Origin of the sequence: Rhodococcus sp. MEB041 (genome assembly GCF_030208955.1) — a bacterium.
In the GTDB taxonomy this organism is placed as follows: Bacteria; Actinomycetota; Actinomycetes; order Mycobacteriales; family Mycobacteriaceae; genus Rhodococcoides.
Map to the genome: position 1 here is coordinate 858,710 of NZ_JARVSZ010000005.1, position 25,225 is coordinate 883,934.

Here is a 25,225-nt window from a genome sequence, read left to right on the forward strand (position 1 = left end):
GGACTGTCGTCGGCCATGAGAGGAGCGTAACCGGGGCGGGCGTCCGGCCGGCTCACTTCAGTTCTGCGAGAACAGTTCCCTGGGTGATCGCGGAGCCGGGCTCCACGGCGAGTCCGGTGACGACGCCGTCCTTGTGGGCGGTGACGGGGTTCTCCATCTTCATGGCCTCGAGGACGGCGATGAGGTCTCCGGCGACGACTTCCTGGCCCTCGGTGACGGCGACCTTGACGACGGTGCCCTGCATGGGTGCGGTGACGGCGTCACCTGACGCGGCCGCGCTGCCGGCGCCGCCGCGGGTGCGCGCCTTGGGCTTGCGACGAATGACGTTGCCACCGGCAGCAGCGTTGCCGCCGAGCGAGAACTGGCCGGGCAGGGACACCTCGACACGGCGCCCACCGACCTCGACGACGACGTTCTGTCGAGGTCCGTTCTCGTCGTCCTCGATGGGGGCGCCGGCGGTGAACGGTTCGACGGTGTTGTCCCACTCGGTCTCGATCCACCGGGTGTGAACGTCGAAGGACTGACCGTCGCCGATGAAGGCGGGGTCGGAGACGACGGCGCGGTGGAACGGGATGACGGTGGCGAGGCCCTCGACGCGGAACTCGGCGAGGGCGCGGCGGGAGCGGGCGAGGGCTTCCTCGCGGGTGGCGCCGGTGACGATGAGCTTGGCGAGCATGGAGTCGAACTGGCCGCCGATGACGGAGCCGGACTCGACACCGGAGTCGACGCGCACGCCGGGGCCCTCGGGGGCGATGAAGGTGGTGACCGGTCCGGGGGCGGGGAGGAAGCCGCGGCCGGCGTCCTCACCGTTGATGCGGAACTCGAAGGAGTGTCCGCGCGGTGCCGGGTCCTCGGTGATGGAGAGTTCGTCGCCGTTGGCGATGCGGAACTGCTGCAGCACGAGGTCGATGCCGGAGGTCTCCTCGGTGACGGGGTGTTCGACCTGCAGGCGGGTGTTGACCTCGAGGAAGGAGACGAGTCCGTCCTGGCCGACGAGGTATTCGACGGTGCCGGCGCCGTAGTAGCCGGCTTCTTTGCAGATGGCCTTGGCGGAGGCGTGGATCTCGGCGCGCTGGTCGTCGGTGAGGAACGGTGCGGGAGCTTCCTCGACGAGCTTCTGGAAGCGGCGCTGCAGGGAGCAGTCGCGGGTGCCGGCGACGACGACGTTGCCGTGCTGGTCGGCGATGACCTGCGCTTCGACGTGGCGGGGCTTGTCGAGGTAGCGCTCGACGAAGCATTCGCCGCGGCCGAAGGCGGAGACGGCTTCGCGGGTGGCGGAGTCGAAGAGCTCGGGGATCTCCTCGCGGGTGCGGGCGACCTTCATGCCGCGTCCGCCGCCGCCGAAGGCGGCCTTGATGGCGATGGGGAGGCCGTGCTCGTCGGCGAAGGCGAGGATCTCGTCGGCGTCCTTGACGGGTTCGGACGTGCCGGGCACGGAGGGGGCCTTGGCGCGGGTGGCGATGTGGCGGGCGGTGACTTTGTCGCCGAGGTCGCGGATGGACTGCGGGGACGGTCCGATCCAGATCAGGCCGGCGTCGAGGACGGCCTGGGCGAAGTCGGCGTTCTCGGAGAGGAAGCCGTAGCCGGGGTGGATGGCGTCGGCGCCGGACTTGGCGGCGGCGTCGATGATCTTGTCGATCGCGAGGTAGGACTCGGCGGAGGTCTGACCGCCGAGGGCGAAGGCTTCGTCGGCGAGGCGGACGAAGGGCGCGTCGGCGTCGGGTTCGGCGTAGACCGCGACGGAGGTGTAGCCGGCGTCGGCCGCCGCGCGGATCACGCGAACCGCTATCTCACCGCGGTTCGCGACGAGAACCTTGCTGATGCGGGCAGTGGCGTGGCTGGGCACGAAGCCTCCTGTGAGGTCGGGTGGGCCGTCGCGTGGTGTCGCTCCGGCGGACGAGCACGGGCCTTCGCCCGCGCCATCGGTTGGTCATCCTAGTTTCGGAGTGTAGGGGTGAGCTCACTCCGGGCCCGCACGAGGTGTGTCCCGGTGGTCACGACGTCGCTGAGCACGGTCCGCAGTTCTGCCACGAACCGGTGGACGGCAGCGGTGGCGACCTCGCTGCTGGGGAACCGGGCCGAGATGTTGACGCCCTGCGGAGTGCGATGCACCCACAGGTAGACGTCGTGGTCGTACTTCCTGCTCCGCAGTGCGCGCGCGTTGACGTCGGGCCACGTCCGCGCGTCGGGTGCGAAGCGCACGTCCATGAAGGAGACGACGAAACGCGGGGTGTCGTGCAGGTCGATCGCCTCGGCGACGAGATCGAGGGGGACGCGCGAGATCGGACGAGTGCGTGCGATCTCGGCTCCGGCGCGCACGACGACGTCTCCGAACGACTCGCCGTCCGCGACGTCGAAGGCGAGGGGAGCCACGCCGACGAACCAGCCGAGGGACGCGGCCCACGACGGGTCGTGACGGGTGTGCATCGGGGTGACCGTGCGGAAGCGCCCGGCACCGGACACGGCAGCCGCCGCAGCGCCCATCGAGGCCATGAGGCCGGCGGAGAAGCCCGGACCGGCGCGGCGGCACGCCACGGTGAACGCGTCCGCCTCCTCGGGCGAGAGGACCCACGCGGACAGTCCGGCCTGCGGGATCGGCACCTCCGGAACGGGTCCGATGTCGAGCGGGAAGGACGGGAATCGTCCCCCGTCCTCGGCGAGGAAGTTCGCCCACTCCACGGCGGCGTCGTGCGTCCGGTCGACCCCGCTGCAGAGGGTGCGCTCGAGTTCGCCGAAATCGAGGTAACTGCCGGTGGGGAAGAGACCTGCCGGGGCGCCGGTGGTCTCCTGCTCGTAGAGGCGGGTGAGTTCGTGCGCGATGAGCACGATGGACAGCCCGTCGATGATCGAGTGATCGGCGGCGAAGAACACGGTGAAGTGGTCCGGCGCTGCGTCGCCGCCGGAGTGTCCGGTGGGTTCGAGAGTGACGAACGCGTACGACGGCCACACCAGCGGCGACGTGTACTCGTCGAACAGGTGCTGAAGATGCTGGTACACCTCGCCGGCCTGCGTGCACGCGTCCTGCTGGATGACCCAGATGTCGGTGGCACCGACCGGGGCCGTCACGCGCGAGAGCAGGCCCGTGTCGGGGTCGACGGTGGCGTTGGACCGCATGCCCTCGTGCCGGTCGATCCACGCCAGCACCGCGCGCCGGAACGCGGCGGTGTCGAGCGGGCCCGCGATGTCGAACGCGGTGCCGAGCCACGACTCGCGACCGGCAGACGGCCTGGCCAGGGTGCGACGCAGGTGCGCCTCGTGCACGTAGGAGGTGGGCCGATCGTCGGGCAGCCACCCCGCGTCCTCCGGCGTCGATGCGTGCGGACCGACGCTCGGGATCCATTCGGTGAGGGTGCCTGCCGGAATCGGGTAGTCGACCGGTTCGGTGAACTCCACGATTCGGCTGTCCTTCCAGACCGGCGCGGCGCCCCGTCCGGACGCCGCTCTCGGTACCTCAGTCTACCGCCGAGAGCGACATTGTCCGAACAAAGCGGCGAGTCAGGACCGCAGGTGCTGTTTGACGCGGCTGAGCATCGCCGACATCCCGCGCAGCCGTAGCGGACTCACGGCCGCCGCGAGTCCCAGCTCGGTGTAGAAGTCGTCCGGGACGTCGAGGATGTCGTCGGCGGGAAGACCGTCGAGCCCCTGCGCCAGGATCGACGCGAAGCCGCGCGTGGTCGGTGCCTCCGGCGGGGCGCTGAAGTACAGGCGCACCGCAGACCGGTCGGACGAGTCCACCGACAGGAACAGCGGTGACTGGCACTCCGGGACGGGCTCCATCGCGGCCTGCTCGAGACCTGCGGGCAAGGCCGGCAGCTCCTTGCTGAACTCGAGCAGCATCGTGATCTTGTCCTGGCCCTCGACTGCCGCGAAGTCATCGACGATCTCGGCCAGCGGCGCGGGCAGTGTTCCGCTCATTGCAGGGCTCCGGGCTCCTCGCCGCGCGCGATCGGTGTGCGCACGGCGTTGCCCCACTCGGTCCAGGAACCGTCGTAGTTCCGGACGTTCTCGTAGCCGAGCAGATGCGTCAGCACGAACCACGTGTGCGACGACCGCTCGCCGATGCGGCAGTACGCGATGACGTCGGCGTCGGAGGACACGTCCCCGTAGACCTCGTCGAGCTCGGTGCGGGACTTGAACCGGCCGTCGGGTGCCGCGGCCTTCGCCCACGGGATGCTCAGCGCTGTCGGGATGTGTCCACCGCGCAGCGCGCCCTCGTCGGGGTAGTCGGGCATGTGGGTGCGCTCGCCGGTGTACTCGGCGGGGGACCGCACATCGACCAGCGGGCCGGATCCGAGGTGTGCGAGGACGTCGTCCTTGAACGCACGGATGGCTGCGTCGTCGCGCTCGACGACGGGGTAGTCCGCCCCGGAGATGTCGGGGACGTCGAGTGTGGTGTCGCGGTTCTCGGCGAGCCAGGCGTCGCGTCCACCGTCCAGCAGGCGCACGTCCTCGTGGCCGAACAGGGTGAAGACCCACAGCGCGTACGCGGCCCACCAGTTGCTCTTGTCGCCGTAGATGACGACGGTGTCGTCGCGCGAGATGCCCTTGCGGTTCATCAGGTCGGCGAACTTCTCGCCGTCGACGTAGTCGCGCGTGACGGGGTCGTTCAGGTCGAGATGCCAGTCGATCTTGACCGCGCCGGGGATGTGGCCGACGTCGTAGAGGAGCACGTCCTCGTCGGACTCGACGACCTTGAGTCCGGGTGTGCCGATGTTGGCGGAGAGCCACTGCGTCGTGACGAGTCGTTCGGGGTGCGCGAACGACGCGAAGGCGGGGTGGGGATCTGGCGCGACGGACACGTGCGTCTCCTGAGGTTGTCAGACGGGGGGTCGAACTGATTGTGCGTGACCACACGATCCTAGGGCGCGCGTCGGGACGGCGTCAGACGCTGGTGTCGTCGATCCCGTCACGATGCGCCGCGGCGCTCTCCCACAGATCGGCGATGCCGACACCCACCTCGGCGAGCAACCGGCGTACCAGCGGCAGCCCGATACCGATGACGGACGACGGGTCACCCTCGATGCCGTCGACGAACCAGCCACCGAGACCGTCGAGGGTGAACGCGCCCGCGACGGCGAGTGGCTCGCCCGAGCGAAGGTATGCCTCGAGGTCCCGCTCGGTCGGCGAGGAGAAGTGCACCGTGGTCCCGCAGTGGGCCGCGCCGCGTGCGGTCACCCGGCCGTCGTCGAGCCGTAGGACGCAGTGACCGGTGAGCAGGTCACCGCTCGCACCGGCCATCGCCGCCCAGCGTTCGCGAGCGACGGCGACGTCTCGTGGTTTGCCCACGAGGTCGCCGCCGATCGACAGCATGGAGTCGCAGCCCACGACGACGACGGTGCCGGTCGACAGCTCCGGATCGTGGGCGAGAGCCTCTGCGATCACGGCCGCCTTGGCCGCGGCCAGCTCGGTGACCACCACCTCGTGGGGGGAGTCGGAGGGCAGTGCTGCGGCGACCGCGTCCTCGTCGACGTCCGAGACCCGGACGATCGGATCCACCCCGGCTGCCCGCAACACGGACAGGCGGGCGGGCGAGCGCGACGCGAGTACGAACCGGACCGTCACCGCGGTCCGGTGACCCCGGTGGTGAACGAGTAGGGCGAGAAGGCCGTGCCCGCGCGGTGCATGGTGGACGGGCGACCCCAGTGATCGAGCACGGGGATCTCGGTCGGCCCGGCGTCGGCCGTGGCGGCGGACAGGACGGCCACGAGGGCGGCGATCTCCTCGTCGGTCGGGTTGCCCGACTCGACGCGCAGGAAGGGCGCCGAGGGAGCGGTCTCGTCCGTACCGGACTCGGTCCGGTCGTCGGCTGATGTCACGAAGCGTCTCCTCCAGGTGCAGGTGTTCCCCGAACTCTAGGGGACGGTGACCGGCGCGTCGGCCGCGGTCCGGGTGTCCACCGCGAACCGTAGGGCGGCCTCGCACGGCTGGGCGACGAGTGCGAGGTGGTCCGTGACGGCGGCCACGAAGGCCTCGATCGTGGTGCGGGCGGTCGGGTTGTCGGGGAACCGGCTCCGCAGTGCGAGACCGTCCGCGGTGCGGGAGATCCAGAACTGCGCGTCGTCGGAGACGGTGACGTTGGAGATGTGGTGGGCGTCGATGCTGCGCAGCAGGTCGTGTCCGGGGGCCGAACGGTAGTCGACGTAGGACACCATGAAGACGTCCTTGCGCGGGCGCCGGAGTCCGCCCGCGGCCTCGACCACGCGGGCGATGGGCACCTCGCCCAGCGCGACCGCGCGTCGCACCGCCGAACCGGCCGAGCGGATCGTGGCCCTCAGGTCGCTCTCGGTGACCACCTCGAGCGGCGCGTTGGTGACGAACCAGCCGACGGACGACCGCCATGCCGCGGATCGACGGGTGTGCAGCGGGAACAGCAGGGGAACCGTGGCGCCACCACCGAGGTCGCGTACCGCGTGCGCCATGGCCGCGAGCACACCGGCGTAGAGGCTGGCCCCGTCGGCCCGGCACCCGGTCTCGGCCGCGTCGGCCTCCGGTGCGGTGAGCAGGGTGTCGACGCGGACCGCACAGCGGTCCGTGCGCCCGTGCGGGACTCCGAGATCGAGAGGGAACTGCGGCGGAGCGCCGGCGCCCGCGTGCAGGAAGTCGACCCACGTGCGGAGCCGGTCGTCCTCGAGGTCGATCGGCGTGCCCGCGGACTCGGCTGCGCAGTAGTCGACGAAGTCACCCGGATCCGGCGCGGTCTCCGGCTCGCCGAGATAGCCCCGACGGACGTCGTCGATGACGACCGCCAGCGAATAGGCGTCGACGTGCGCGTGATCGAACCCGCACACCACCGTGGAGACGTCCGGACGATCGATGGCGAGGAAGGTGTAGGCCGGTGCGGAGAAGGGAGCGCACGCGGCGTCGAGCGCGCCGCGCACGACGCGGTGGGCCTCCGGGACGGAGGGGACCGCGATGTCCGGTCGTCGTCGGAGGGTGAGCGCACCCTGCGGATAATTCACGCGTGACGGACCGGAGTCGGACCGCACGAACCCGGTCCGGAGCGAACCGTGGCGTGCGACCAACCGCTCGAGAGAACGCTCCAGGGCATCGGTGTCGAGCGGCCCCGGGACGTCGAACGATGCTGCGAGCCACGTGCTGCCGTCGTCGACGTCGGCGAGGTGCGCACTCTGGTTGAACGACGGCGGGACCGTCGACGGGACGGGTTCGGCGTCGGAACGCACGAGCCACTGCAGGACGACGCCCGGGCGCGGGGCCCAGGCGTCCACTCCGATCACGTGCACGCGCCACCACCGACGACGCGGTTCCCGTCCCGCGCGACCGTCTGCAGGACCTCCCGCAGGTGCTGGTGGTATCGCGCCACCTGCCGCTGAGCCTCGGGCGTCGCGGGAGTCTGCGACCCGAGATAGAAGTGGCGATCGTCCCGGTTGAACCACATGGACGCGTTCGCGGTGCGGCCCTCGCCGGTGAACAGGATCGCGTCGTCGTCGGCCTCGGAGCCGTGGCCGGGGAACCAGCGGAAATCGATGTAGGACAACAGGTGCGGGCTCGATGCCAGTCCGGCGCCGCCGACACCGGACTCGAAGAGCAGCTGCAGCACCTTCCCGATCGGCGCTGCCGCGGTGGCCTTCGTGCGGGCGTAGGCCTCGCTCGCCCGACCGACGAGGGTGCGGAAGTCGCCGGCGCCCGCCACGGGGAACGTCACGGGCGCGAAGTTGCAGAACCAGCCCTGGGACAGGGCGAAGTCCCCGAGGTGGCGGGTACCGAGCACGGTGATGCCGGCGTAGTCGTCGCGGCCCGCGAGCTCGTGATCGGTGATCGCGACCGCGGCGAACAGGCCCGTGACGAACTTCCCACCCGCCTCCCGGCACGCGGCGTCGAAGGCCGCGGTGTCGTCCGCGCCCAGCAGGTCCATCTCGATCGGTTCGACGGGAGCGGTCTCACCCGGTGCGAGTCCGAGGTCGAGCGGGAAGGACGGCATCGCGCCGCCGTGGGCTCGCACGACGTCGATCCACTCGGCCAGCTCGGGGGAGTCGGCGTCGACGGCCTCGGCCCTCTCGTTCTCGATCGCGACGTGCTCGAGGAAGCTTCCGGTCCACGCCGAGATGTCGGTGGGTGCACGGTTCGACTGCGCCGCGCGATAGAGATCGATCAGCTCCGCCAGGACCAGGACCTGAGAGGCGCCGTCGGAGAACGCGTGGTCCGCACCGTAATAGAGCGTGAATCCCCCCGGTCGCGCCACCGCCCCGAACGCCACGGCGGGCCAACTCAGGGGTGTGGCGTCCCGCGAGAGCCGATCGCGCACGTAGTCGAGGAACTGGTCGGGCGCCGAGCACTCGCCCGCGGAGACGGCCCGCAGGCGCGCGGCCGCCGGGGGAACGCGGCGCCGCACGACCGCGCCGCCGTCCGTCTCGAACCACGTCTGCAGTCCCTCGTGGCGCAGGAGGAACTGCTCGAAGGCGAGGGTCAACGCGGCGACGTCGAGATTCCCGGCGACCTCGGTCGCGGAGCCGAGGTACGCGGTGTGCGTGCCTCCCCGGTCCGCCACCGCGCGCACACCGCGAACATGGTTCTCCTGCAGGAACGACGGCGGGGTGGGATCGACCGGTGCGGACTCGACGAGCGGCCGTGCGTCGTCGACCGGATGCCACTCGAGCAGTTCGCCGGGTGCGGGTTTCCAGTTGCGCATCGCCGTGATGATCATGCGTGCACCGTCCTGTCCGCCCCGCTCTCGACGACGGCGCCGGCGGACTCGCGCAACACCTCCTGGAATCGGGCGAGGTAGGCGTGCACGTTGCGGACCGCCTCCTCGTGGCCGGGGAACCGGGCCGCGATGCTGAGGCCGAGCGGCGTGCGGAGGATCCAGAAGTAGACCTCGTCGCGGGAGGCGGTGGCACTGCGGAGTGTGCGCGTGTTCCACAGCGGCCACGACTCGGCATCGGGGGTGTGGCGCAGATCGAGGTAGGACACCACGAACTGCGGCACCGAGTCCACGTTCAGCAGCCGCGCGACACGGGAGTACGGCTGGCGCGCATAGCCCTTGACGGCGTCCAGGCCGGCGGCAGCGCGGCGCACGGCGTCGTCCACGTCCGAGGCGGGGTCGACGTGGACGTCGACCGGCACCACTCCCACGTACCAGCCGACCGATTCGGCGTACTGGGGCTCGAAGCGCGTGTGCATGGGCATGGTCACACGCAGTCGGCGTTCACCCGCGAGGTCGCGGGAGGTCAGTGCCAGCGCACCGACCACGGCCGCGGTCATGGACGCACCCCGCGCGCGGGTGTGTGCGGCGAGCGCGTCGGTGTCCGCCGCACTCAACAGGTACCGGGAGAGACTGCTCTGCCGCTCGGGACCGTGCTCGTCGTCGGCGCCGACCGGGAGGGGGAACGGGGGGAAGCTGCCGTCGGAGAGGAAGGACGACCAGGTGCGGACCACCTCGTGGTCAGGGGTCAGGCAGTCACCGGTCTCCCGGTCGACGACGCTGAAGTCGAGATGACTGCCGATCGCCGCCAGCCGTGGATCGCGCGCGTGGATCTCGAACTCGTACAGCCGGCGGAGTTCGCTGACGGCCAACAGCATCGAGTACGCGTCCATGACGGAGTGGTCGGCTCCGAAGACGAGCAGGAACCGGTCAGTCTCGTCGTCCTCCTCGGTCGACGAACTCGGGGCGATGTCCTCGACCGTGGCGACCACGCAGTGCGGCCACCGGAACGGCGACAGGGTGCGGGCGAAGAAGTCCGAGACGTCGGCGTGCACGTCGGATCCCGTGCGCCGACGCCCGAGTACACGCGGAACCACGTCCACCGCATCCTCCGGGACGGTGGAGCGGGCGAGACGGGCGCCGCCGTCGGCGTCGACGCCGTCCGTCGTGACCGTCGAGCGGAAGGTCTCGTGGCGAGAGGTCCACGCGCGCAGAGCACGACGCAGCGCCTCGGCGTCGTACCGGTCGTGGATCTCGAACACCGCCCCGATCCAGGCGGCGCCGATCTCGTCCGAGGATCCCGTGGCAGCCTTGGCGAGGCTGTGACGGCAATGTTCCTCGTGCGTGTAGGCCAGTGGTCGGTCGTCCCGATACCAGCGGTCGGTCGCGGTGACGGTGGGGATCCACTCGGTCACCACGCCCCGGGGGAGCGGGTGATCGGCGAGCTCGGTGAATTCCATCTTCGGTCTCACGTCCGTTCGGGTCGAGATCGCAGGGTCGGGAAGTGGAGCGGTGCGCTCAGGGCATTCCGCGATCGGTGCGGGGGCGCAGGAGATGTCGCGCGGAGAAGGATCCGCTGTCGCTGTCGTAGGCGCGGATCATCACGAGTCGGCAGGCGTGGAGCGCGGACACCCCCGGCACGTACAGCACGAGCGCTGCCGCCGCGAGCGCGTGGCGTCCATGCAGTCGCAGGGTTCGGGGGAGGCACGCCATGTAGCGGACGAAGGACCGCATTCCCGATTCCATTCGGCGCGGCGACACTCCCACGGTGAGGGATGGCAGAAAGGCGTTCCGCCCGCCCGACTCCTGGACGCAGAGCCCCATGTCGACGTCCTCGAAGACGTCGCGGCGCAGCGAGACGTCCTCGCGGATCAGCTTCCACGTCTCGCGGCGCAGGATCATGTTGGAGCCGTACAGGACCGGAACGTCGCGGACCTCCGGCGTGGACGGCGACCGCCGGGCGAGCGGGGACCACCGCGCCTTGATGCGGGCGGCCGCGTCGCCGTAGGGCAGCTCGTACGCCTCACCGCGTCCGCACGCGGCGGCCCAGTGCTGATCGACGTCGGCGGCGAAGAAGTCGAGAATCGTTGCCGCCCAGTCATCGGGCACGCGGGTGTCGGCATCGATCCGGGCGACGAGATCCCCGGACGCCGCATCCATACCGGCGTTCCGGGCGAAGACGAGACCCTGCTGTTTCTCGGTCACCACGCGGATCTCGGGGTGGTCCGTGGCATGTCGTCGCACGATGTCACGGGTGCCGTCCGCGGAGTTGTTGTCCACGACGATGATCTCGGTGATGCAGTCGAGCTGGGTGCACAGCAGGTCCAGGCACGCGCCGATACACTCCTCCTCGTCGAATGCCGGGACGACGACGGACAGGGACAGTCGGTTCATCGGGAGGTCTCCGTTCGCGAGGCGGTCGGGTGCAGCGGGGCCGTGCGGCGCTGCGCTGCCGCCTCGACGAGGTCGGCGCACCGCCGGACCGCATCGGTGGGCGAGACGAGGGAATCCGCGAGACACTCTGCAGCAGAACGTGTCCGTGGGTGGAGCACCCGGGCCAGAGCGGCATCGAGCGAGGCGGAGGACGCCGATCGTGCGGCGACGCTCGCGCCGACTCGCGAGGCGACGACGCGTCGTCCCCACAGGGGTTGATCGGCACCGACATGACACACGAGAGTGGGTCGACCGGCGCGCAGACCGGCGGCGGTGGACCCGGCGCCGCCGTGGTGGACGACGGCCTCGCACTGCGGGAGCACCGCGGTGTGGTCGACGGCCGATACCGAGAGGACATCGTGCCCGAACTCGCCGGAACCGGGGGCGTTCTCGCGCAGCAGCCGGTCGTCCCAGCCGCCGACGAGCAGAACGCGTCTCCCGGCACGCCGAACGGCAGCGACGAGTTCGTCGAGAAGAGCCGCGCCGCCGGGGACCGTCATGCTGCCGAACCCGATGTACACCGGTGGTGTGCCCGCGCGGAGCCAGGAATCGAGACCGTCGGTGACCGGGGCAGCTCGCTGCACCGCGGCGCGAGTGCGGGCGTCGGGATGCAGGAAACCGGTGAGAGGTCGCGCCGGGCCCCATTCCTCCGTGAGCCCGCGGAACAGCGCCGCGTCGTACGCCTGGATCTCGGTGACGCCGGAACGCGCCAGCGCCCCAGCGACACTGGATGTCATGGGCGGAAGTCCGAGTTCTGCTCGGAGGGTGGTGTGCGCACCACGGGAGGCGCGCCACAGTGTGGTGTCGAGCGCCCACCACGCCGCGCGGTGCACGAACCCCGGGAGGGCCGACGGTACCGGGACGACGGAGGCGACGCCGTTGCTGCGAACCGGGCAGAAGTGCAGGGGTGCGTAGGGGATCGAGTGCACATCGGCCACGTCGTACGCGCTTTCCTGACCGACGGACGACCCCACGAGGACATCGCTGCCGGCGGCCAGGTCGGTCAGTGCGGCTCGCGCGGCGCGACCTCCCGCGACGGTGATGGCCGTGACGGCTGCCAACCGGCGGCGCGGGTTGCGCGAGGCCATGTCTCGGGTCACGAGGGGCGAGGTGAGCAGCTCCGCGGTGTCCACACCGCACGGGCGAGCATCGAGGCCGGCGGACGCGGCGAAGGCGACGAGGTTCGGCGGAACGGCGAGCACCACCCGGTGTCCACGTCGTTCCAGCTCGGTGGCCAGGACGACGCCGGGCTGCACGTCGCCTCTACTTCCCTGAAATGCCAACGTGACCTGCATGTCTCACCCCCTCGAGCGTTGCTCCGCGACCCCCGCGCGCCGAGCGTCCGCAACTGATGACCTCCGCGAACTGTTCGTGGAACGACCATTGCAGACATGGTGGGACTCCGCCAATCGTGACGTCCTACGCCACACCGACACGCCAGGGTGACGAGTGTCTCGCTGTCCGAGTTGCGATCGGGCCCGTCGTGACATCCCACGCCGCTGCGCCGACCCGACCTCCTTGTTCGGCGTATTCGGCTGTCAGCCTTGACAAGTCGACTGCGGCGCTGCTTGTGACCAGCGTGCGTTCCCGACCTCGAGGTCTGTCCGTGGTCCAGTTCTCGGATCGGCACCACGACATGCCGTCCCGTGCGTCGAATGGTACGAACAAGTGACACAAGCGGACGAGACGCCATTTCCGGCGCACTCCACATCAGGTAAGTCCGAGGGGGAATCGAGTCGTGCGCATCGTCATGGCCGTCAGCGGAACGCGAGGCGACGTACAACCTGCCGTCGTCCTGGGTTCGGATCTGGCGGGCCGGGGCCACCACGTTGTCATGGCAGTTCCGCCCAACCTCGTGCACCTGGCCCGCGGGGTCGGACTCGAGACGGTGCCGTTCGGGTACGACACCCGCGAGCACATGAACTCGGACCTGGTCCGTCACGGCCTGTCCCGCGGGTCGGTCGCCGACCGTGCGCGGGCGCTCGCCGCACTGTGGAACTTCGGGTGGGACCAGATGGTGACGGAACTGCGCGACGTCGTCGACACCACGGCGCCGGACGTGCTGCTCACGGGCATCACCACCGAACAGATCGCGCTGCCCCTCGCCGAGGCGCGCGGGATCGGTCTCGTCGCGCTGCATCACGCGCCGGTGCGCTCCAACCCGCGGTACTCACCGGTGCCCGGCATCGACGGTGCGCCGGCTGCGGTCGTCGGACTTGCCTGGACCGTGCTGGACCATGTCCTGTGGACGGCGACCCGGCGGCGCGAGAACACGCTGCGCCGCTCCCTGGGCATCCCCACGGTGTCGTCACCGCTTCCCGGTCGCATGGCCCGTCGCCGGACCGTCGAGATCCAGGCCTACGACCGGGTGTTCTGCCCCGAACTCGCCGTCGACTGGGACGGCACGCGTCCCCTCACAGGTTTCCTCGAGGTGTCCCCGGAGCTGCGGGCACGGATGGATCCGCAGCCGTCCGACCCGTCCCTGGACGAGTGGATCGACGACGGCCCCCCGCCCGTCTACGTCGGCTTCGGATCCATGCCGGTGACGAACCCGGCGGCCGTCCTGGCCGCCGTCGCGGATGCCGCGGCGCGCGTGGGCGAACGGGTTCTGCTGTGCGCCGGCTGGAACGACGTCGACTCCGCAGACGCGCTCGGTGATCACGTCCGTGTGACCGGCGCCGTCGACCACGCCGCGGTCTTCCCCCGGTGCCGCGCCGTCGTGCACCACGGCGGCGCGGGGACCACCGCGGCGGGACTGCGGGCCGGACGGCCGACGGTGGTGTGCTCGGTGTCGTCCGATCAGCCCTTCTGGGGTCGGCGGGTCGTCGCCCTGTCGTGCGGCGCCGCGATGTCCGCCTCCGACATCACGGCGCAGTCGTTGGAGAAGGCGTTGCGCCTCGCTCTGACGCCCGAGGCGGCCGCGGGCGCAGCCGCCGTGGCCGCCGCCATGACGAGTCCCGCGGAGGCGGTCCGCCGCGCGTCCGACCTCGTGGAGTCGGCCCGCCCCGCACCGACGGACGCGGTGGTCGCATGACGGCGCGGCTTCAGGATCAGGACTTCACCTACTGGTTCCTCTCCGAGGCGTTCGGGTGGGACGTGGTCCTGCAACTCGTGTGGCGCTTCGACGACGCGGTGCCGGACGCCGACGTGACGGCGATGGCGGTGGGACTCGCGCGCGGAGCACTGCATCGACGCATCGTGCGACCGTCGATTCCCGTCGCCCGCCCGGGCTGGGTCCGGTCCGACCGGGATCCCGCCGTTCGGCTCGACGACGAGTCTGTGACACCGGACGAGGTCCTCGACTGGGCGACGCGCGATCTCGAGACCGTCGACCTCGACGCCGAGGCGGGGCGCTGCTGGGCGCTGCGGTCCACCCGGACGACCACCGGTGGATCGGCGCTGTCTCTCACCTGCCTGCACCTCGTCGCGGACGGCCGAGCGATGACGGCGGCCGCTGTGGCCGCCGTCGCCGACACGGCCGGGGTGCGCGACGACATCGGCGCCGCGCCGACCGGGCCGTCCGCACTCGTCGGGGACGTCGGCGACGCAGCACGTCAGGTGGTCGGAGCCGTGGCCGGCGTGGCACGGACCGCCGTCGCGGTGGTGTCCGATCTCCGCTCGACCGACTCCGGCGTCGCACGTCCGGCCTCCGTCACCCCGCGCACTCCCGCACACACCCGTGCGCCGCTGGCTCGTCCGTCCTGGGCGACGGTCACGGTGCCGGTGGCGGAGTGGGACGCCGTCGCGCAGCGTCACGGCGGGACACGGAACTCGTTGTTCGTCGCGGTACTCGCCGGTGCGCTCGTCGCCACCGGCTACGCAGACGACGGGCTGCCCGTGAAGGTCGGCATCCCGATGAGTCTGCGCCGGGGTGACGACGATCAGCGCAGCAACGCCACCGGGGGCGTGTCGATCTCACTCGCCGAGCGCGTGGTTCCGGGCTCCGATCTGGGCGGTGTCCGCGCGCTGTGCCGGGACGCGTTCGCGGCGCTGTCCGCCGGACGCCGGCCGGCGATGATTCATCTGCAGCCACTGCTCCAGGTACTCCCGCTGTCCGTCGTGTCGTCCGTGGTGACGGGCGGCGGGTCCGGTATGCCCGACGTGGTCGCGTCGAATCTCGGGTCCTTCGACGGTCTCCGCCGGGTCGGCGGCCGTACCGCCACGGACGTCGCCTTCCGGGGAACAGCGCACCACGTCGACCCCGCCGGCACGCAACGCTTCGGCGAGGGCGTGCAGTCCTGGTACCTGGAGACGGACGGTGCGGCGACCTTCGCCGTGGCCGGGTTCGACGAGACACGCGTGGGTTCCGCGCAGGCGCTGACGGCAGCCCTGTCCGCGGAGCTCACCGGATGGGATGTGCCGCATGAGTTCTGGTGACGTGACCACTGCTCAGGTCCGCCCGGCAGACCGCGTGGCGGGTGCCGACGAGTCGTACGCGTTGGCGGAGCGACTCTTCGGATGGACGGCGCCGATCCAGTACCTGTGGATCTTCCCGGCCGACCCGGGTGCGGACGCCGTCGCGACGCTCGCCGACCGGCTCGCGTCGGGATCGTTCGACCGCCGGGTGGTCCCCACCTCCGTGCCGTTCGGCCACGACCGATGGGTGCGGGCCGAGCGCCCCGCCACGGTGTACACCGAACCGGGCACCATCGCGGATGACGCGGTGGGGGACTGGGTCGATGCGCGGCTCCGTGCGGCCGATCTCGACCCGTCTGCCGGACGCGGTTTCACGCTCGAGTGCGCGCACACCGATACCGGGAGAACCGTTCTGGCACTGCTGGTCTCGCACATGATCGCCGATGGCCAGGCCGTGTACGCGGCGCTCGACGCGGCTCGCCGGGGGCCGACGCGCTCGGCACTGCCCACCGGGCGTGACGTCGCCGGGTGGGCCGGCGTGCGGGGCGATCTCCGTGACGCGGGGGCGCAGATTCCGGCGGTGGCGCGGGCTCTCGCGGTGATCGGGAAGGCGGCGGCGACGGCCGGCGCGACGGCGCTGCGGACGGCGATCACGCGATCCGACGAGACTGCCCCGACTGCCGCGCCGGTCGCGGCTCGCGCGGACGAACCCACTCCGACCGAGTCCGACACCACCCTCGCCGTGGTGGATCTCGATCGCCGCGAGTGGGTCGACCGCGCGGCCGAGCACGGTGGTACGCCGAACAGCCTCTTCACGGCCGTCATGGGCGGGGTTCTGCGTGCGTCCGGCCATCCGACGGGTCCCGAGGGCACGCGCATCTGCATCGCGGTGAGCAACCGCGCCGACGGCGACGACAGAGCGAATGCGTCCGGGGGCGTGTGGATCCGGGTGCCCGGGCCGATCGGACCCGAGGTGGGGCTCGGCGAGATCCGCGCGCTGAGCAAGGCGGCGTTCGCGAAGTACGCGGCCACGGACGACGCGGTCACCGACCACCTGCAGGCGGTGGCCAGGTTGCTTCCGGACCGGGTGCTCGGGCGGATGATGACGTCCATCGCCGGGCCGGACACCACGGTGTCGAACCTGGGCGCCGCGCCGCAGAGCGCCCTCGAACTCGGTGATCAGGTCGCGGAGTCGTTCGGGATCCGCGCGATCATGCAGGGCCGCGACGCGGCCGCCCGGCGTCGACAGGGACCGGCGATCGCCGCGTGGGCGGTGGAGTACGGCGACAAGGTGACGGTCACCGTGTTCGGCATCCACCCCGAGTACGCGGGAGACACCGGCCGGCTCCGCGAGACGGTGTCCGCGGAGCTCGACCGGTGGTCACTCGAGCACTCGTTCTGGTGAGGTCTAGAGCGGGATGTTGCCGTGCTTCTTCGGAGGCAGGGTGACCATCTTGCGTTCGAGCAGGCGCAGTGCGGTGACGATCTGTCCGCGGGTGTGGCTCGGGGGGATCACCGCGTCGACGTAGCCGCGTTCGGCGGCGACGTACGGGTTGACGAGGGTGTCCTCGTACTCGTTCTGCAGCTCGAGGCGCAGTGCGTCGACGTCGTCACCGTTCTTGGCGGCCTCGAGGAGGCGCTTGCGGTAGACGAAGCCGACGGCGCCGGAGGCGCCCATGACGGCGATCTGCGCGGTGGGCCACGCGAGGTTGAGATCGGCGCCCATGTGCTTGGACCCCATCACGTCGTACGCGCCGCCGTACGCCTTGCGGGTGATGACGGTGATCTTGCCGACGGTGGCCTCGCCGTAGGCGTAGAGCAGTTTCGCGCCGCGGCGGATGATGCCGTTGAACTCCTGATCGGTGCCGGGCAGGAAGCCCGGGACGTCGACGAGGGTGATGATCGGGATGTTGAAGCAGTCGCAGGTGCGTACGAACCGGGCGGCCTTCTCGGAGGCGTCGATGTCGAGGGTGCCGGCGAACGCGGTGGGCTGGTTGGCGACGATGCCGACGCTGCGCCCGTCGACGCGGCCGAACCCGACGATGATGTTGCGGGCCCGCCCTTCCTGCACCTCGAGGAACTCGTCGTCGTCGAGGATGCGGCGAATGACCTCGTGCATGTCGTACGGGGTGTTCGGCGAGTCCGGGATCAGGGTGTCGAGTTCCAGATCCTCGGCGGTGAGGGAGTCGGCGATGGCCCCGTCGATGGGGTCCGAGGGGGCAAGGCGGGGCGCGGTGGCCTGGTTGTTCGAGGGGAGGTAGCCCAGGAGTTCGCGGACGTAGTCGAGGGCGTCCTGCTCGCCGGAGGCGACGTAGTGGGCGACGCCGGACTTCTCCATGTGGGTGTGGGCGCCGCCGAGGTCCTCCATGGTGACGTTCTCGCCGGTGACGGTCTTGATGACGTCGGGTCCGGTGACGAACATCTGGGAGGTCTTGTCGACCATGACGACGAAGTCGGTGAGGGCGGGGGAGTAGACGTGCCCGCCCGCGGCCGGTCCCATGATCAGCGAGATCTGGGGGACGACGCCGGACATGCGGACGTTGCGGTGGAAGATCTCGCCGTAGAGGCCGAGGGAGACGACGCCTTCCTGGATACGGGCGCCGGCGCCCTCGTTGATGCCGACGAGGGGGCGTCCGGTCTTGAGGGCGAGGTCCATGACCTTGACGATCTTCTCGCCGTAGATCTCGCCGAGGCTGCCGCCGAAGACGGTGGCGTCCTGGGAGAACACGCACACGTCGCGGCCGTCGACGGTGCCGTAGCCGGTGACGACGCCGTCGCCGAAGGGGCGGTTGTCGGCGAGGCCGAAGTTGACGGAGCGGTGGCGGGCGAGGGCGTCGAGTTCGACGAACGAGCCCTCGTCGAGGAGCGCGGTGATGCGTTCGCGGGCGGTGAGCTTGCCCTTGGCGTGCACCTTCTCCACAGCCGCCTCGCCCATGGGCTTCTCGGCCTGGGCCTGGCGGGCGGCGAGCTCGGCCAGCTTTCCGGCAGTGGTGTGGATGTCGGGTGCGGCAGCCCCCGTCTCTTCTCGAGCCACTGATTCCTGCGCGGACGCATCCTGAACACTCGTCATAGACCAGCACTGTATCGACGCGGCGCCGCCGGACGTGGCAGGGGTGGTGCGTCGGCCGCGTCTCTATGCTCGGCCCCATGTGGGAGAACCTGGACAGACCGCCGCTCGACGGGCGTGCGCTCACCCGCGCACTCGTCGACGGACCCCGCGGATCGTGGTCGCGTGTCGACGTCGTGGCGCGGACCGGATCGACCAACGCGGACCTGTTGGCCGTCGCCGACACCGCCGGTGACCGCACCGCGCTGATCGCCGACGTCCAGGACGCGGGCCGCGGACGGCACTCGCGGTCGTTCACCGCTCCCGCGCGGTCGCAGGTCATCGTGTCGGCGCTGGTCAAGCTGCCCGGCGTGCCGCCCGGATCGGTGGGGTGGCTCCCGCTGCTCACCGGTGTCGCGGTGGTCGACGTGCTGCGCACCGTCACCGAGGTCGACGCGGTGCTCAAGTGGCCCAACGACGTCCTCATCCGCGGCGACGAGTCGTCCGGCTACGCCGGAGGCAAGGTGGCGGGCATCCTGGTGGAGGTGGCCTCGACCCATCCCGTCGTGACGGCGGTGTCCGGAGTCGGCATCAACGTCAGCCTCACCGAGGCGGAGCTGCCCGTCCCGACGGCGACGTCCCTGCAACTCGCCGGCGCGGCGGTGATCGATCGCGGCACCGTGGTGCGCGCCTTCCTGCGGGCCATGGGTTCGGCACTGGACGAGTGGCGGGAGTCGGGGTGGGACACCGCGCCGATCGCGGAGCTGTACCGCTCCCGGTGCGATACTCTCGGCCGCCGCGTGCGGGTCACGATGCCGGGCGACACCGAGCTGGTGGGCGTCGCGACCGACATCGACGAGCACGGTCGGGTGGTGATCGTGCCCGAGTCGGGGGACACCACGCCGGTCGCCGTCTCGGCGGGCGACGTCACTCACCTCCGCGCGCTCGACGCCTGACCGCCCCTTCCCCTCAGGAGAATCGCATGTCGTTTCCGCAGGACGCACTGGGGCACGAGGAGGACCTGATCCTGCATCGGCACCCGCACTGGAAGATGCTCGTGCTGCCGGTGCTGACGTTCCTCGTCGCGACACTTCTCGCGGGCTTCCTCGTGGGTCTGATCGGACGGTCGCTGGAGTCCACGGCGCGGTCCGCCGCGCTGATCGCCGTCGCGGTGGTGTGGCTCGGGCTGATCGCCTGGCGCACCGCTGTCCCCGTACTGCGGTGGCGGTCCACACATTTCGTCGTGACCGACCGACGCGTCCTCGTCCGCCAGGGTGTGCTGTCGCACTCGGGCATCGACATCCCGGTACGCCGGGTGTCCAACGTGCAGTTCCGTCACGGTCTTCTCGACCGGCTCCTGAAGACCGGCACCCTGGTGATCGTGGCGAGCTCCGACGACCCCCTCGAGTTCGACGACATCCCCGACGTCGAGCGGGTCCACTCCCTGCTGTACCACCAGGTCTTCGACTCCCAGAATCACGGCTGGGACGACGGAGACGATCTCGGTCCGGCGCGCACTACGTAGGGTGGTCCGGTGACCGAAGTCCTGCTCGCCGAAGACGATGAAGCCATCGCGACCCCGCTGTCCCGCGCACTCGGACGAGAGGGGTACACGGTGACGGTCGAGCAGACCGGCCCGGCAGCGCTCTCGCGCGCCCTGGAAGGCTCGTTCGATCTCCTGATCCTCGATCTCGGGCTCCCCGGGATGGACGGCCTCGAGGTGTGCCGGCAGATCCGCGCCACCAGGTCCGACCTCGCCGTCCTGATGCTCACCGCACGCACCGACGAGGTCGACTTCGTCGTCGGTCTCGACGCGGGAGCCGACGACTACGTGAGCAAGCCCTTCCGTGTCGCCGAGCTCATGGCGCGGGTCCGGGCCCTGCTCCGGCGCCGCGGCGCGGCCTCCGAGGACGGCACCATCGAGGTGGGCGGCCTGCGCCTCGAACCCGCCGCACGGCGCGTCCTGCTCGACGGCCACGAGATCCCCCTGGCCAACAAGGAGTACGAACTTCTCAAGATCCTGCTCGACCATGCCGGTCAGGTGGTCTCGCGCGAGACCATTCTGCGCGAGGTGTGGGGCGACGCCGAGCTGCGCGGCTCGAAGACGCTGGACATGCACATGTCCTGGCTGCGCCGCAAGATCGGCGACGAGGGCTCGGTGGCCGAACGACGCATCGCGACCGTGCGCGGCGTCGGCTTCCGGATCAACACGGACTGACCGGGCCACCGCATGAGGCGTCGGATCCTGCAGTCGATCCTTGCGGTCGTCATCCTCACCGGCATGCTGCTCGGCATCCCGTTGACCTACACCGCCTGGCTGTGGGTCGAGGACTTCACTCGCGGCGACCTGCGCACCCGGCTCGAGCGCATGGCGTCCGAGATCATCGATCAGGAGGGCGGGGACGGCCGCGTGGACGGCGGCCTCGATACCGCCTCGCTGCGTCTCGTCGTGCCCATGGGCGGGCGCCTCGTCGTCGTCTACCCCACCCCCGAGAACCCGGCGTCCCGGATGGACATCGGCGCACCGTCCGTCGAGGATCCGATCGAGGAGTCCCTCTCGATGGGCACCTCCGGGTCGCTGCTCCTCGAAGTGCCGTCCGACGAGATGCGCACCGCCCAGAAGCAGGCCGTCGGCGCGGTGGCGCTCGTCGTCCTGGCCTCGATCGCGGCCGGCACCGTCGTGGCCGTCCTCACGTCCCGTCGACTCTCCACGCCCCTGCAGCACGTCGCGGGGCGGGCCGCCCGGCTGGCCGAGGGCGATTTCCGCAAGGACCCCACCCGCCACGGCATTCCCGAACTCGACCGGGTGTCCGACGTGCTGGACTCCGCATCGGTGGAGATCGTGGGGCGCCTGCAACGCGAACACTCCCTCGTCGCGGACGTCTCCCACCAGTTGCGCAGCCGTCTCACCGCGGTGCGCCTGCGTCTCGACGAGCTGTCCGGACACCCCGATCCCGAGGTGGTCACCGAGGCCAACGAGGCGATGGCCCAGGTGGACCGGCTCACCACCGCGATCGACGATCTCGTGCGGTCGTCCCGCAGTGACGGCGCGGCCGACGCCTCGACCGTGCGCGTGCGCGGCGAACTCGAACCCGTCATCGACGACTGGCGCGGGCCGTTCGCCGATGCCGGGCGCGACCTCGAGCTGCGCGGCGACTCGTCGGTCACCGCCCTGGTCACGGGTTCCCGGCTCCGCGAGGCGGTGTCGGTGCTGCTGCACAACGCGCTGGACCACGGCGGCGGGCGCTGCGTCGTCACGGTGCGCCTCGTGGGGGAGTCGCGTGCACCCGCGCAGGACGGACCACGGCCGCCCGTGGTCGTGGAGGTCTCCGACGAGGGAACCGGCGTCAGCGACGAACTCGCGCCGCACATCTTCGACCGCGGTTTCTCCGGCGCCGGATCCACCGGGGTGGGCCTCGCCCTCGCCCGCGCGCTGGTCGAGGCGGACGGGGGACGACTCGAACTGCAGCGCCGACGTCCCGCGCTCTTCGCGGTGTTCCTGCCCGCGGCACGCGTGGACCAGGTGATCCCGGCCGGGATGTCCGAACCGCGCTGACCGGCTCGGCTCACCTAGGCTCGCGACGTGACTGCGCCCGACTTCTATTCCGAACTGCGGACTCTGCGACTCGAGCGGGTGCTCGACGCCGGGGTGGAGATCATCGCCGACCGCGGGTGGGACGGCCTGAGCATGACCGAGGTCGCGAAGCGTTCCGGGGTGCCCCGGCAGAGCCTCTACAAGGAGGTGGGCACCAAGGACGACCTCGGTCGCGCCGTCGTGGACCGCGAGGTCGAGCGATTCCTGGAGCAGGTGCGCACCGGGCTGGCAGCACATCCCGACAGCTTCGAGGACGGCATCTCCGCTGCCGTTCGGGGCGTGCTCGAACACGGTCGGGCCAATGTCGCTCTCGCAGCCGTTCTGCGGCCGGGGCACGATTCGGGTCTGCTCGCCCTGGTCACGGTCCACCCCGACGCCGTGTTGGGCCACGCGAACGGTGCCGTCGGTGCGTTGGTGGGCGAGAGAGCGCCGGACGCGTTGGTGGACTGCGTGGTTCGACTGACGCTGAGCCATCTGGTGCAACCGTCCGTGGACGTGGACGAGGCGGTGGATCGCATCGACCGGGTGGTCCGCGGGTTCGCCTGAGCGGACTCGGCTCGGTCCCACCGGCCCGGCGCACTACAGGTCGAGCACCAGCTTCGACGACAGCGATCGCGAGACACACATCATGACCGTGTCCCCGCGTTCGCGTTCGCGACGCGACAGCACGGAGTCGCGGTGGTCGGGAGTGCCGCTCAGGACGTCGGCCTCGCACGTCCCGCAGATGCCTTCCATGCACGACCCGATGACGTCGGCGCCGGCCTTCTCGACGGCGTCGAAGATCGACGTGCCGTCGGGGACGGTGACGGTCACCCCCGAGCGCGCGCACTCGACCTCGAACGAGTCGAGCGCGTCGTCCGGTGCCTCGACGGTCTCGGCCGCGAAACGCTCCAGGTGCAGGCTCCCGTCCGGCCACGCCGCGCACGCGTTCTCCACGGCATCGAGGAGCGGGCCGGGCCCGCAGCAATAGATCAGGGTCTCGGGCCGGGGCTCACCCAGCACGGTGTCGAGATCGACACGCTCGCCGCGTTCGTCCTTGGCCCAGACCGTCACGCGGTCGTCGCCGTCGAACTCGTCGAGGAACGCCATGGACGAACGAGATCGACCGGTGTACACCAGGTTCCACTCGGCGCCGTCGGCTCGGGCAGCGGCGATCATGGCGCGGATCGGTGTGATGCCGATGCCGCCGGCGATGAAGAGGTAGCTCGGTGCGGGATCGAGTGCGAAGTGGTTGAGCGGCCCTCGTGCTCGCAGAGTGGCTCCCTCCGGCAGGTGGTCGTGCACGTGCGCCGAGCCGCCGCGGCCGTCCGGCTCGCGCAGGACAGCGATCGTCCACGAGGACTCGTCGGCGGTATCTCCACAGAGTGAGTAGTGCCTGACCAGGTCGGGGCGCAGCATCAGTTCGACGTGCGCGCCGGGCGTCCAGGACGGCAGCGATCCGCCGGCGGCATCGGTGAGGACGAGTTCGACGACGCCCTCCGCCGCGGTACGCCGGTGCGCGACCCGCACATCGAGCTGCGTCCGCTCTGCTCCGTCGCCGTCGCGGCGCTGCCGAGGGGTCGTGACGGTGGACGTGTCCACCACGGGAGCGGCGCCGGCGGCCTTCCTGTCGGTGCGGTAGGTGCCGTGCCGTCGACGCTCCCCGCCCTTCGGTGTCGTCGTCACCATCATGGAGCTGTAGCCACGAACGAAGTTGGACTGCACGCGCGTCGGCTCCGCGAGGACCTCGATGTCGTCGAAGCGCGTCAGCAGCTCCTCCCAGAGGATCCGCAGCTGCATCTCCGCGAGCCGACTTCCCATGCAGCGGTGGGTGCCGATGCCGAACGCGAGGTGATGCCGTGCGTTGCGCCGGTCGATCACGAAGCTGTCCGGGTCGTCGAACGTGCGCTCGTCGCGGTTGGCCGAGGCGTACCACATGACGACCTTGTCGCCCTCGCGGACGAACTGACCGTTCAGGACGGTGTCTCGAGTCGCGATGCGGCGCATGTAGGCGAGGGGCGTCTGCCACCGCAGGATCTCGTGGACCATCTTCGGTACCAGGCCCGGATCGGCGCGCAGGCGATCGAACTGCTCCGGGAACTGGTTCAGGGCCAGCAGTCCGCCCGTCATCGAATTGCGGGTGGTGTCGTTGCCGCCGACGACGAGCAGGACGATGTTGCCCAGGAACTCCATCGGGCGGTCGATCAGGTCCTTCGTGTCCTCGGAGAGCTGCATGAGGGTGATGAGGTCGTACCCGGGCTTCTCGCCGGCTGCGAGGCGCGCCGCCTTGTCGTGCCACAGCGCACTGAAACTGCGCGCTGCTTCCGCCGCGGCCCGATACGCCGCGTCCGTGTCGGTGGACCCGCCGGTGGCCGACGCGCTCGCGGCCACCAGATCGGTCCACTCGACCAACTTCCGTCGTTCCTCGTACGGGAAGTCGAGCAGCGTCGCGAGCATCCGCGAGGTCAACTCGATGCTGACCCGGTCGACCCAGTCGAAGGGCTCGCCCACCGGGAGCTCGTCGAGGACCTCCGCGACCCGCGAGCGGATGAGACCCTCCATCTCCTCCAGATTCCGAGGTGCGACGACGCCTTGCACCGCGGCGCGCTGCTGATCGTGGCGCGGCGGGTCCATCGCGATGAACATCTCGATGTCGAGGCCCTCCGGCGGTGTGCCCAGGATGATCTGCGGTTCCGCCGAGAACGTCTCGAACTCCCGGTCGACTGCGACGATGTCGTCGTAGCGCGTGACGGACCAGAACGGCCCGAACGCGCTGTCGGCCCGGAAGTGCACGGGCGACTCGTCTCGCAGTCTCCGGAAATAGGCCTCCCACGATCCCTGCCGCCACAGGAACGGGTTGCTGACATCGATCTCGGTCAGATCCAGCTCCGCCACGTCGGGGATCGCGGACTCACGGAAGTGCGGCTGCCCGTCGCTCACCACGAGCCTCTTCGCGCGCTGCCACAGATGCAGTCCCTGGATCTGACGCTCCATCGGGACCAGTGCCTGTGTTCTCGTGATGATCGTGTCGCGAACGCTCATGACGACTACCGCCTCGGTGCTGGGATGGTTCTGACGAGTGGGATGACAGAACTAAACCATGTGTATCCGGATATGACAATAGTCGACTTATTGTCGCCGCTGAGCGGCAGAGCAC

General features: G+C 70.5%; 21 protein-coding genes. 8 read left to right on the forward strand and 13 right to left on the reverse strand.

Going from position 1 to position 25,225, the window contains the following annotated elements:
- Positions 1-52: 52 nt before the first annotated feature.
- From QRN16_RS18190 to QRN16_RS18240, 11 genes are all read right to left on the reverse strand, one after another.
- Positions 53-1,846, reverse strand: coding sequence for an acetyl/propionyl/methylcrotonyl-CoA carboxylase subunit alpha (locus tag QRN16_RS18190; protein WP_285188779.1), 1,794 nt, complete (start codon positions 1,844-1,846; stop codon positions 53-55).
- A gap of 89 nt (positions 1,847-1,935) precedes the next feature.
- Entirely contained in the window at positions 1,936-3,393 is a 1,458-nt protein-coding gene (locus tag QRN16_RS18195; protein WP_285188782.1) for a condensation domain-containing protein, read from the reverse strand.
- A gap of 102 nt (positions 3,394-3,495) precedes the next feature.
- A complete protein-coding gene (locus QRN16_RS18200; protein WP_037186768.1) occupies positions 3,496-3,915 on the reverse strand; it encodes a SufE family protein in 420 nt (139 codons plus the stop codon).
- Positions 3,912-4,799 (reverse strand): sulfurtransferase, encoded by an 888-nt coding sequence (locus QRN16_RS18205; RefSeq protein ID WP_222627152.1) that lies wholly within the window; start codon positions 4,797-4,799, stop codon positions 3,912-3,914. The genes QRN16_RS18200 and QRN16_RS18205 overlap by 4 nt, the downstream gene beginning before the upstream one ends.
- Before the next feature lie 82 nt (positions 4,800-4,881).
- Positions 4,882-5,562 (reverse strand): Maf family protein, encoded by a 681-nt coding sequence (locus tag QRN16_RS18210; RefSeq protein ID WP_222638696.1) that lies wholly within the window; start codon positions 5,560-5,562, stop codon positions 4,882-4,884.
- Positions 5,559-5,816 (reverse strand): acyl-CoA carboxylase subunit epsilon, encoded by a 258-nt coding sequence (locus tag QRN16_RS18215; RefSeq protein ID WP_027506905.1) that lies wholly within the window; start codon positions 5,814-5,816, stop codon positions 5,559-5,561. The genes QRN16_RS18210 and QRN16_RS18215 overlap by 4 nt, the downstream gene beginning before the upstream one ends.
- A gap of 36 nt (positions 5,817-5,852) precedes the next feature.
- A complete protein-coding gene (locus QRN16_RS18220; protein WP_285188789.1) occupies positions 5,853-7,241 on the reverse strand; it encodes a condensation domain-containing protein in 1,389 nt (462 codons plus the stop codon).
- Positions 7,232-8,662 (reverse strand): condensation domain-containing protein, encoded by a 1,431-nt coding sequence (locus QRN16_RS18225; RefSeq protein WP_285188791.1) that lies wholly within the window; start codon positions 8,660-8,662, stop codon positions 7,232-7,234. The genes QRN16_RS18220 and QRN16_RS18225 overlap by 10 nt, the downstream gene beginning before the upstream one ends.
- Positions 8,659-10,119, reverse strand: coding sequence for a condensation domain-containing protein (locus QRN16_RS18230; protein WP_285188793.1), 1,461 nt, complete (start codon positions 10,117-10,119; stop codon positions 8,659-8,661). Before QRN16_RS18230 ends, QRN16_RS18225 begins: the two co-directional genes overlap by 4 nt.
- A 58-nt stretch (positions 10,120-10,177) precedes the next feature.
- Positions 10,178-11,053 carry a glycosyltransferase family 2 protein gene (locus QRN16_RS18235; RefSeq protein ID WP_285188794.1) on the reverse strand — a complete coding sequence of 292 codons (876 nt, stop codon included), beginning with the start codon at positions 11,051-11,053 and terminating at the stop codon, positions 10,178-10,180.
- Positions 11,050-12,387, reverse strand: coding sequence for a glycosyltransferase (locus QRN16_RS18240; protein WP_285188796.1), 1,338 nt, complete (start codon positions 12,385-12,387; stop codon positions 11,050-11,052). Before QRN16_RS18240 ends, QRN16_RS18235 begins: the two co-directional genes overlap by 4 nt.
- A 443-nt stretch (positions 12,388-12,830) precedes the next feature.
- Here QRN16_RS18240 and QRN16_RS18245 point away from each other — a divergent pair, with 443 nt between their 5' ends.
- Genes QRN16_RS18245 through QRN16_RS18255 form a run of 3 tightly spaced genes read left to right on the forward strand, consistent with a single transcriptional unit; the run spans position 12,831 to position 16,853 of the window.
- Complete coding sequence (locus QRN16_RS18245; RefSeq protein ID WP_222638691.1) at positions 12,831-14,126, forward strand: glycosyltransferase; 1,296 nt, start codon at positions 12,831-12,833, stop codon at positions 14,124-14,126.
- Positions 14,123-15,469: a hypothetical protein gene (locus tag QRN16_RS18250; RefSeq protein ID WP_285188799.1), complete on the forward strand. Its 1,347-nt coding sequence runs from the start codon at positions 14,123-14,125 to the stop codon at positions 15,467-15,469. Before QRN16_RS18245 ends, QRN16_RS18250 begins: the two co-directional genes overlap by 4 nt.
- Complete coding sequence (locus QRN16_RS18255; RefSeq protein WP_285188801.1) at positions 15,456-16,853, forward strand: hypothetical protein; 1,398 nt, start codon at positions 15,456-15,458, stop codon at positions 16,851-16,853. Before QRN16_RS18250 ends, QRN16_RS18255 begins: the two co-directional genes overlap by 14 nt.
- A 3-nt stretch (positions 16,854-16,856) precedes the next feature.
- Here QRN16_RS18255 and QRN16_RS18260 read toward each other — a convergent pair whose 3' ends face one another.
- Positions 16,857-18,518, reverse strand: coding sequence for an acyl-CoA carboxylase subunit beta (locus QRN16_RS18260; RefSeq protein ID WP_261769639.1), 1,662 nt, complete (start codon positions 18,516-18,518; stop codon positions 16,857-16,859).
- Between the two features lie 77 nt (positions 18,519-18,595).
- On the opposite strand from QRN16_RS18260, the gene QRN16_RS18265 reads away from it, so the two are divergent.
- From QRN16_RS18265 to QRN16_RS18285, 5 genes are read left to right on the forward strand one after another with little or no spacing between them, the layout of a single operon-like run.
- A complete protein-coding gene (locus QRN16_RS18265; RefSeq protein WP_027506897.1) occupies positions 18,596-19,450 on the forward strand; it encodes a biotin--[acetyl-CoA-carboxylase] ligase in 855 nt (284 codons plus the stop codon).
- A gap of 26 nt (positions 19,451-19,476) precedes the next feature.
- Positions 19,477-20,019 carry a PH domain-containing protein gene (locus QRN16_RS18270; protein WP_222647010.1) on the forward strand — a complete coding sequence of 181 codons (543 nt, stop codon included), beginning with the start codon at positions 19,477-19,479 and terminating at the stop codon, positions 20,017-20,019.
- A gap of 9 nt (positions 20,020-20,028) precedes the next feature.
- The gene (locus tag QRN16_RS18275; protein WP_027506895.1) at positions 20,029-20,712 is read left to right on the forward strand and encodes a response regulator transcription factor; all 684 of its coding nucleotides are present in this window, start codon (positions 20,029-20,031) and stop codon (positions 20,710-20,712) included.
- Positions 20,713-20,724: 12 nt separating this feature from the next.
- The gene (locus tag QRN16_RS18280; RefSeq protein ID WP_027506894.1) at positions 20,725-22,050 is read left to right on the forward strand and encodes an ATP-binding protein; all 1,326 of its coding nucleotides are present in this window, start codon (positions 20,725-20,727) and stop codon (positions 22,048-22,050) included.
- Positions 22,051-22,077: 27 nt separating this feature from the next.
- Positions 22,078-22,635, forward strand: a complete 558-nt coding sequence (locus QRN16_RS18285) for a TetR/AcrR family transcriptional regulator (protein ID WP_222650405.1) — start codon at positions 22,078-22,080, stop codon at positions 22,633-22,635.
- 33 nt (positions 22,636-22,668) lie between these two features.
- Here the strand turns inward: QRN16_RS18285 and QRN16_RS18290 are convergent, their stop codons facing one another.
- Positions 22,669-25,110, reverse strand: coding sequence for a cytochrome P450/oxidoreductase (locus QRN16_RS18290; RefSeq protein WP_285188810.1), 2,442 nt, complete (start codon positions 25,108-25,110; stop codon positions 22,669-22,671).
- Between the last annotated feature and the right edge of the window lie 115 nt (positions 25,111-25,225).